8 protein-coding genes are annotated in these 7,333 nt (G+C 63.8%); all 8 read left to right on the top strand.

Annotation, left to right across the window (positions count from 1 at the left end; translation table 11 throughout):
• Positions 1-294, top strand: a 294-nt coding sequence (locus tag GJ668_RS11345; RefSeq protein WP_186343029.1) for a transposase, incomplete at its 5' end; no start/stop codon positions are given.
• Positions 295-463: 169 nt separating this feature from the next.
• Entirely contained in the window at positions 464-781 is a 318-nt protein-coding gene (locus GJ668_RS11340; RefSeq protein ID WP_155450266.1) for a hypothetical protein, read from the top strand.
• A 128-nt stretch (positions 782-909) separates the two neighbouring features.
• Positions 910-1,548: a vWA domain-containing protein gene (locus GJ668_RS11335; RefSeq protein WP_155450265.1), complete on the top strand. Its 639-nt coding sequence runs from the start codon at positions 910-912 to the stop codon at positions 1,546-1,548.
• An 18-nt stretch (positions 1,549-1,566) separates the two neighbouring features.
• Positions 1,567-2,190, top strand: a complete 624-nt coding sequence (locus tag GJ668_RS11330) for a TerD family protein (protein ID WP_155450264.1) — start codon at positions 1,567-1,569, stop codon at positions 2,188-2,190.
• Positions 2,191-2,218: 28 nt separating this feature from the next.
• Complete coding sequence (locus GJ668_RS11325; RefSeq protein ID WP_155450263.1) at positions 2,219-2,860, top strand: vWA domain-containing protein; 642 nt, start codon at positions 2,219-2,221, stop codon at positions 2,858-2,860.
• A gap of 46 nt (positions 2,861-2,906) precedes the next feature.
• Positions 2,907-3,962, top strand: coding sequence for a TerY-C metal binding domain-containing protein (locus GJ668_RS11320; RefSeq protein WP_155450262.1), 1,056 nt, complete (start codon positions 2,907-2,909; stop codon positions 3,960-3,962).
• A gap of 9 nt (positions 3,963-3,971) precedes the next feature.
• Complete coding sequence (locus GJ668_RS11315) at positions 3,972-5,828, top strand: PP2C family serine/threonine-protein phosphatase (RefSeq protein WP_246194805.1); 1,857 nt, start codon at positions 3,972-3,974, stop codon at positions 5,826-5,828.
• Positions 5,829-5,830: 2 nt separating this feature from the next.
• On the top strand, positions 5,831-7,330 hold the full coding sequence (locus GJ668_RS11310) for a helix-hairpin-helix domain-containing protein (RefSeq protein WP_155450261.1): 1,500 nt from the start codon (positions 5,831-5,833) through the stop codon (positions 7,328-7,330).
• Positions 7,331-7,333 lie beyond the last annotated feature (3 nt).

Here is a 7,333-nt window from a genome sequence, read left to right as displayed (position 1 = left end):
GATGGCGCCTCCTATCATCGCGCCGGGGCCGTGCGCGAGCTCGCTCAGGAGCTGTCGATCACCCTCCAACCGTTGCCTGCCTATAGTCCAGACTTCATGCCGGTGGAAGCGCTGTGGCGATGGTTACGCGAGGAGGTCACCTACCATCATTGTCACGCCACGGCCGAGGAATTGGTTCAACGGGTCAACCACTTTGTTCACACCATCAATGCCGATCCCTTCGCCATCGCTGACCGACTCTGGACCAAAACTACGCTCGATCCAGAGGAAGAGAAATTACGCATCCCGGCCTAGTCGAGGTTTAACCTGCGGGCGCTGATAGGGCTGTGCGGGGTCACTGCCATTAAGTTAAGGCGATTTCCGAATAAAAGTTTACCTGTTGAGCTAAGCTGTAGCCTATCTTGTATCTGAGATAGGTTCGATTTTCGATACGCCAGCTCCATGTCCTGGTGTAACTCAACCTGTGTCATGGCGTCCGATGCAGATCCTCGGTTCTTCGGCCTCGCAGTTTTACTCCAACGTTTCCGATCCAGCCTGGGAGCGGACGCTACCGCTTGTGCCGCCGCCGGTCTCCAGGACCGACACCACGCCCCTGACCGAGCGGCCGGTCGCGCAGGCCGGCAAGCCCGAGGACGCTCAGTATCGCCGGTCCTACAGCCCCCCGGTCAGAATGATGGCCGACGGCTATGCCCAGAACGCCGTGGCCACCTATGAAGCGACTCAGCGTTTGGAACAGCGCGACGATCTCCAGTCGTTCCGGGGCGTCGACGAGTACGCCTGAGCCGGGCGCGCATTCTCCACTGAGATTGATCTGGATCCCAGGCTGGACTCCAGCCCCTTGGCCATGGCCAAATCTGTGCTACGTTTAGGCGATCGCTCAAACGATCAACACGATGGAGAAGCACATCGATGCGAAGACTTCCGGTCTATCTGTTGCTCGACACGTCCTACTCGATGAGCGGCGAGCCGATCGAGGCGGTGAAGAACGGCGTACAGCTCCTGGTCTCGACGCTGCGCCAGGATCCCTATGCGCTGGAGACGGCCTTTCTCTCGGTGATCACCTTCGACAGCGAGGCCCGGCAACTGGTCCCGCTGACCGAGCTGCCGAGTTTCCAACCGCCGCTGCTGAAACCCAACGGCACCACGGCGCTGGGTGATGCCCTGCGGCTGCTGGCCGAGCGCATCGAATCCGAGGTCGCCAGGACCACGCCCGAGGCCAAGGGCGACTGGAAGCCGCTGATTTTCATCATGACCGATGGATCGCCGACCGACGACTGGCAGCCGGGTCTCGACCGGCTCCGGCAGGTGCGTACCGGTGTCATCGTCGCCTGCGCGGCCGGTCAGGACGCCGATACCTCGGTGCTCAAGCGCATCACCGAGGTGGTGGTGGCCCTGGACACCGCTGACTCCAACACCATCAAGGCGTTCTTCAAATGGGTCTCGGCCTCGATCGCCACCGACAGTCAGAAGGTCGATCAGGCTCGGAAGGAGGTCACGGGGCTGGAGGATCTGCCGCCGCCGCCCCCCGAGATCAATCTGGTGCTGTGACAAGCAGGAGCGAGAACCATGGCTGTCCGATTGACCAAGGGGCAGGGCATCAGCCTCAAAAAAACCGAGCACGATCTCTCGATGGTCACCATCGGTCTCGGCTGGGACATCAGCGGCGGCGGCGCGGCCAGCCAGTCGGGCGAGGACTATGATCTGGACGTGGTGGCCTTCCTCTGCGGTCCCGACGGCAAGGTCCGCGATCTGGGGCGTGATTCAACCGGCAAGGCGACGCTGAACGACAGCGACGTCATCTTCTTCAATAATCTCAAACACCGCTCGGGCTGTATCTGGCTCACGGGCGACAGTCGCGCCGGCGGCGGCGATGGTGACGATGAACAGATTGTCGCCCGGCTCAACGATCTACCCGACAGCTATGCCAGTGTCGTGTTCGTGGTCCAGATCTACGAGGGCCGCAAGCGCGGCCAGAGCTTCGGCCAGGTGCGCAATGCCTATATCCGCGCCGTCGATGCGCGTGGCGTCGAGATGCTGCGCTTCGATCTCTCCGGCGGTGCGGGTTACGAGGATCAGCGCTCGATGCTGTTCGCCGAGCTGGTGCGCGAGGCCGGTGGCTGGCGCTTCAAGGCAATCGGCGACACCTCCGAGTCCGATACCCTGGTCGAGTGGCTCAAGCGTTACGTCTGAATCCTGAACTCTGTCCGAGGAGACCACGATGAGCGTCAGACGACTCCCGGTCTATATTCTGCTCGACACCTCCGGCTCCATGCGCGGCGAGCCGATCCATTCGGTGAACGTGGGGCTACAGGCGATGTTGAGCGCCCTGCGCCAGGATCCCTATGCGCTGGAAAGCGTGCATCTGTCGATCATCACCTTCGACATCGAGGCGCGTGAGTATCTGCCGCTGACGCCCCTGGATCAGGTCCAGCTCGGCGAGATCCAGGTGCCGTCCTCGGGGGCGACCTTTCTCGGCGCGGCGCTGGAGCTCTTGATCCAGCATGTCGACCGCGACGTCAAGAAGAGCACCGACGAGGCCAAGGGCGACTGGCGGCCGCTGCTCTTCGTCATGACCGACGGCAGCCCGTCGGATCTGCACAACTACCGTCAGGCCATTCCGGAGATTCACAGGCGTCATTTCGGCTCCATCGTCGCCTGTGCCGCCGGTCCCAAGGCCAAGGATGAGGCGTTGCGCGAGCTGACCGATCGGGTAGTGCGGCTCGATACCCTGGACACAGCCGCCTTCTCGGGGTTCTTCAAATGGGTCTCGGCCAGTGTCGCGGTCGGATCGAGCAGCGCCGGGCTGGAAGGGCCGGTGACGCTGCCGCCGCCGCCGGCCGAGGTGCAGCTCGTGTTGTAGCCATCGTCCATTGAGAGACGCCGACCGGATCAGGAGTGCAATCATCATGCGCCGCTTACCCGTGTTCTTCCTGCTGGACTGTTCCGAATCCATGGTCGGGGACAATCTCCGCAAGATGGAGGAGGGGCTACAGGCGGTCGTGCAGTCGCTGCGCGCCGATCCGCATGCGCTCGAAACCGTGCATCTCTCGGTTATCGCCTTCGCGGGTTTCGCCAAGACCATCGTGCCGCTGGTCGAGTTGTTCTCCTTCTATCCGCCCCGGCTGCCGCTGGGTGGCGGGACCAGTCTGGGGGCGGCGCTCGATGCGCTCATGGGCGAGATCGACCGTTCGGTGGTCAAGACCACGCCCGAGCGCAAGGGCGACTGGCGCCCGATCGTCTATCTGTTCACCGATGGGCATCCGACCGATGATCCGGGGCCGGCGATCGAGCGCTGGCGGGCGCGTTATGCCCAGTCGGCGACCCTGATCGCGGTCGGTATGGGCGGAGATGCGGATTTTTCGGCGCTGAAGCGACTGACCGATCAGGTGATCCGCTTCGAGGAGGTGCGCTCGGGTGACTACAAGAAGTTCGTCGACTGGGTGAGTGCCTCGGTGCTGGCGCGCAGCAAGAGTCTCGGCGAGGCGCTCGATCAGACCATCGAGCTGTCGCTCGACAAGCGTGTCCTGAGTCTGGTGAAGAATCCCCCGCCGCCGACGTGCGCCGATGAATCCTGCGTGACCCTGGTCGGACGCTGCCAGAAGACGCGCAAGCCCTACATCATGAAATACGAGCGCGAGCGCCAGAACCTGGGCACCAGCGAGTTCCAATTCGAGGTCGCCCTGTACCGGCTCGCTGGCTGCTATCCGCTCGACGAGTCCTATTTCGACTGGACCGATCCGCGCACCGGCGATCTCAAGGTCAATACGTCTGATCTCGTGGGCGCGCCCGGCTGTCCGCACTGCGGCAATGCGACGGCCTTTGCCATGTGCGGCTGCGGTAAGCTGCTGTGCATCGACGGGCCGGGCGAGGCGATCTGTCCCTGGTGCGAGCAAGTCGTGGCCTTCGCGGCGGGACGTGCCGCCGATGACGGTGGTTTCGATGTCGGGCGCGGTCAGGGGTGATGCAGTCTCATGAGCGAGCCGCGCCGGAAGCTGACACCCGAGATGCGAGCCGCCTTCGCGCCCAGTGTCGAGACCCTGGTTCGGACGCTGATGGGGCAGGGCAACGATCCACCCTTCTTCAAGTCGGTCGAAGCTTCACATGAGACGATCGAGACGTTCGTGTGCTCGGATGCTGTATTCGAGGCGACGTTTAATTATGCCTCCGCCCTGATGCATATCTGGCAACAGCAGAAATACGGCCAACCTCTGCGGCCGCTGTCACAACATCAGAAATCATCTGGAGCGGGGCAGTCCTGTGCCTCGTCCACGGCGTCGTCCAAAAGCCATTCACCGAACGATCCAGGGTCCGAGCCGATGCCCGAAACGATCCATGACACCGAAGAATCCGGGACGCCTCAAGAAGAGACGCCCGCCATGCCCGAGGTCATATCAGATCCCAGTCCATCCCAGCCGGAGCGAGCACGAGCCGATGAGCCGTCTGCGACGTCGGAACCCGAGCCGGCACCTGAGTCATCCGAACTGGAGCCGCTCCCGGAGCCACAAACGGACACATCTGACGTGATCGCCGCAACGGCGAAACCCATGGATGCGTTGCCGGACGACCCCGGAGACGAACCCAAACCCCAGCAACCAGGCGATATCCCTGCCGTCGCGGCTCCGCGCGCGCGAACACCCGAACCCCGTGCCGCCTTCTCGCTGCCCAACGCCAAGGTCGGTGTCGAATACGCCGCCAGGATCGAGGCCCGCGACGCCGTGGATCAGCGGCTCATCATCCAGGACATCAAGCTGCCGGAGACGCTTGGGCTGCACTTCGACCCCGAGAGCGGCGAGTTACGCGGCACGCCGCAGACGGCTGGGGACCATCGCCTGCCACTGCGCTGGAGTCTTGGAAAAGGCACCAGCTATTCGGGCGAGTGTCTGCTGATCGTCAACCCTGATCCCCGAAGTCTGTGGAAGATCATCGAGCCGCCCGAAGACGCGCCCTATCCCAAGTCGCACACTGATGGCCGTCTGATTCAGACCAACGATATCCGCCTGATCGCCGCCAGCCGTCGCGGACGCTCGCACGAACACGCCAGCAGCTTTCGCGACGACGACTACCTCATCGAACTGGACGCCGAGAACGGCTGGAGCCTGCTGATCGTGGCCGATGGCGCCGGCAGCGCCCAATTCTCGCGTGAAGGCTCCAGACTGGCCGTCACCACCGCCGGCGCTCATCTGCTATCGAACCTGACGGGCGAGCAGGGCGCACGCCTGAGCACCGCCCTGGCCAACTGGGACGCTGAACCAGAAGCCAGCGCCAAGACCCTGGGCACCGCGTTCCATTATCTCTTCCACGAAGCCGCGAGCCTCGCCATCCAATCGATCGAACAGGAGGCCGCGACTCAGGGCGCCAAGCCCCGCGACTATGCGACCACCGTTCTAGCCGCTGTCGTCAAACGCCAGGGCACCTCGACCTTCGTCGCCAGCTTCTGGATGGGCGACGGCGCCATCGCCGCCTATGGTCCGCGCGGTCGAGTGCGGCTGATGGGCACACCCGACGGCGGCGAGTTCGCCGGTCAGACCCGCTTCCTCGATCGCGCCGCGCTCGCCGATCAGGGTTTCGCTAAGCGCATCGGCTTGGGCTATTTCCAGGATCTGACCGCCGTTCTGCTTATGACCGATGGCGTCTCCGACCCGCGTTTCGAGACCGACAGCGGGCTGGCCGATCCAAGCCGCTGGGACGCCCTCTGGGACGAACTCGCTCCCATCCTCGACGCCGCCGAGCCGGAGCAGACAATCGTTGACTGGCTGGGCTTCTTCTCGCCGGGCAACCATGACGATCGGACCCTCGCCCTGCATTGGGTGAGCGCGAAGGAGAAGTAACAATGGCCAGGGTCATCACCTGCCGCACGCTCGACGGCCAGCCGCTGGAGTTCGTCGACGACATCATCGGCTCGGGCGCCATGAAAGACGTCTATTTCGCCCCCGACCGCTCCTATGTGGTCGCCTTCTACAAGTCGCCCCAGGACTATGCGGCACGCGAACGGCTCGGCATGATCACCGGCAAGTATCGCGAGAGCATCTTCGAGCAGACCGGCGGCGACTACTGGCGCAACCTCTTCTGCTGGCCGACGGCGATGCTGGAACACGAGGGTCGGCTCGGGCTGGTCGCGCCCGCCTATCCGCGTCATTTCTTCTTCGAGCACGGTTCCCGTAACGACGACATGCTCAAGATCCGGGGCCGCGAAAAGGAAGGCAAATGGTTCGCCGCCGCCAATCTGCGCAACCGCTTCATGGACCCGCGCGAGCTGGGTGACTGGCTCGGTCATCTCCGCGCCTGTCTACTGCTGGCGCGCGCCGTGCGCCGGCTGCACATGGCCGGACTGGCGCACTCGGATCTGTCCTACAAGAATGTCCTGATCGATCCCTCGCGCGGGCTGTCCTGCGTCATCGACGTCGACGGCCTGGTGGTGCCGGGCAAGTATCCGCCCGATGTGGTCGGCACGCCGGATTTCATCGCCCCGGAAGTCGTCATGACCAGCCATCTGCCCAAGGACGATCCGGCGCGTCATCTGCCCAGGCGCGAGACCGATCTGCACGCCCTGGCGGTGCTGATCTATATGTATCTGCTCTACCGCCACCCATTGCGCGGCGGCAAGGTCCACGACCTCGACGACGAACAGCGCGACGAGTCGCTCTCCATGGGTGAGCGGGCGCTCTTCGTCGAGCATCCGCAGGATCCACGCAACCGCATCCGGCTCGCCGACGTCAAGCCGACCGAGCTGCCCTGGGCCGACACCGAGGCACGGCCCTATCGGCTCACCGGCCCCTATCTGGCACGGCTGTTCGAGCAGGCATTCATCGACGGGTTGCACGATCCGGCGCGCCGCCCCTCGGCCAATGACTGGGAGACGGCGCTTGTCAAGACGGTCGATCTGGTGCAGCCCTGCCACAATCCCGACTGCGAGCAGCAGTGGTATGTGTTCGACAACAGCACGCGCCCAGCCTGTCCCTTCTGCGGCACGCCCTTTCGCGGCCAGCTGCCGATCCTCAACCTCTATTCATCGCGCAAGGAAGGGCAGTTTCGGCCGGACGACCACCGACTCATGGTCTGGACCGGCCAGTCGCTGTTTCAGTGGCACGCCAACAATCTGATCGCCCCCAACGAGAAGCTCAGCGAGGACCAAAAGCGGCGTGTCGGCTATTTCGTCCTGCACGAGGGGCGCTGGTGGCTGGTCAACGAGAATCTGCCGGATCTGCTCGACGTTTCCACTCGCACCCAGGTGCCAATCGGCGGCCAGCTCGAACTCAGAGATAGCCAGCAGATCCTGCTGGCCAAGGGCGAGGGCGGACGGCTGGTCGTGGTGCAGATGGTTGAGGCTTGAGCG

The organism is Allochromatium palmeri (assembly GCF_009720725.1).
Taxonomy (GTDB): Bacteria; Pseudomonadota; Gammaproteobacteria; order Chromatiales; family Chromatiaceae; genus Thermochromatium; species Thermochromatium palmeri.
Note: the sequence above shows the minus strand (reverse complement) of the source record. Positions and strands in the feature narration are given on the sequence as shown.

What these genes read in the sequence shown, in the direction of transcription:
- GJ668_RS11315 (WP_246194805.1), top strand. Translation starts at nt 3,972, where the DNA reads ATGAGCGAGCCGCGCCGGAAGCTGACACCCGAGATGCGAGCCGCCTTC.
- GJ668_RS11320 (WP_155450262.1), top strand. Translation starts at nt 2,907, where the DNA reads ATGCGCCGCTTACCCGTGTTCTTCCTGCTGGACTGTTCCGAATCCATG.
- GJ668_RS11330 (WP_155450264.1), top strand. Translation starts at nt 1,567, where the DNA reads ATGGCTGTCCGATTGACCAAGGGGCAGGGCATCAGCCTCAAAAAAACC.
- GJ668_RS11325 (WP_155450263.1), top strand. Translation starts at nt 2,219, where the DNA reads ATGAGCGTCAGACGACTCCCGGTCTATATTCTGCTCGACACCTCCGGC.
- GJ668_RS11335 (WP_155450265.1), top strand. Translation starts at nt 910, where the DNA reads ATGCGAAGACTTCCGGTCTATCTGTTGCTCGACACGTCCTACTCGATG.
- GJ668_RS11310 (WP_155450261.1), top strand. Translation starts at nt 5,831, where the DNA reads ATGGCCAGGGTCATCACCTGCCGCACGCTCGACGGCCAGCCGCTGGAG.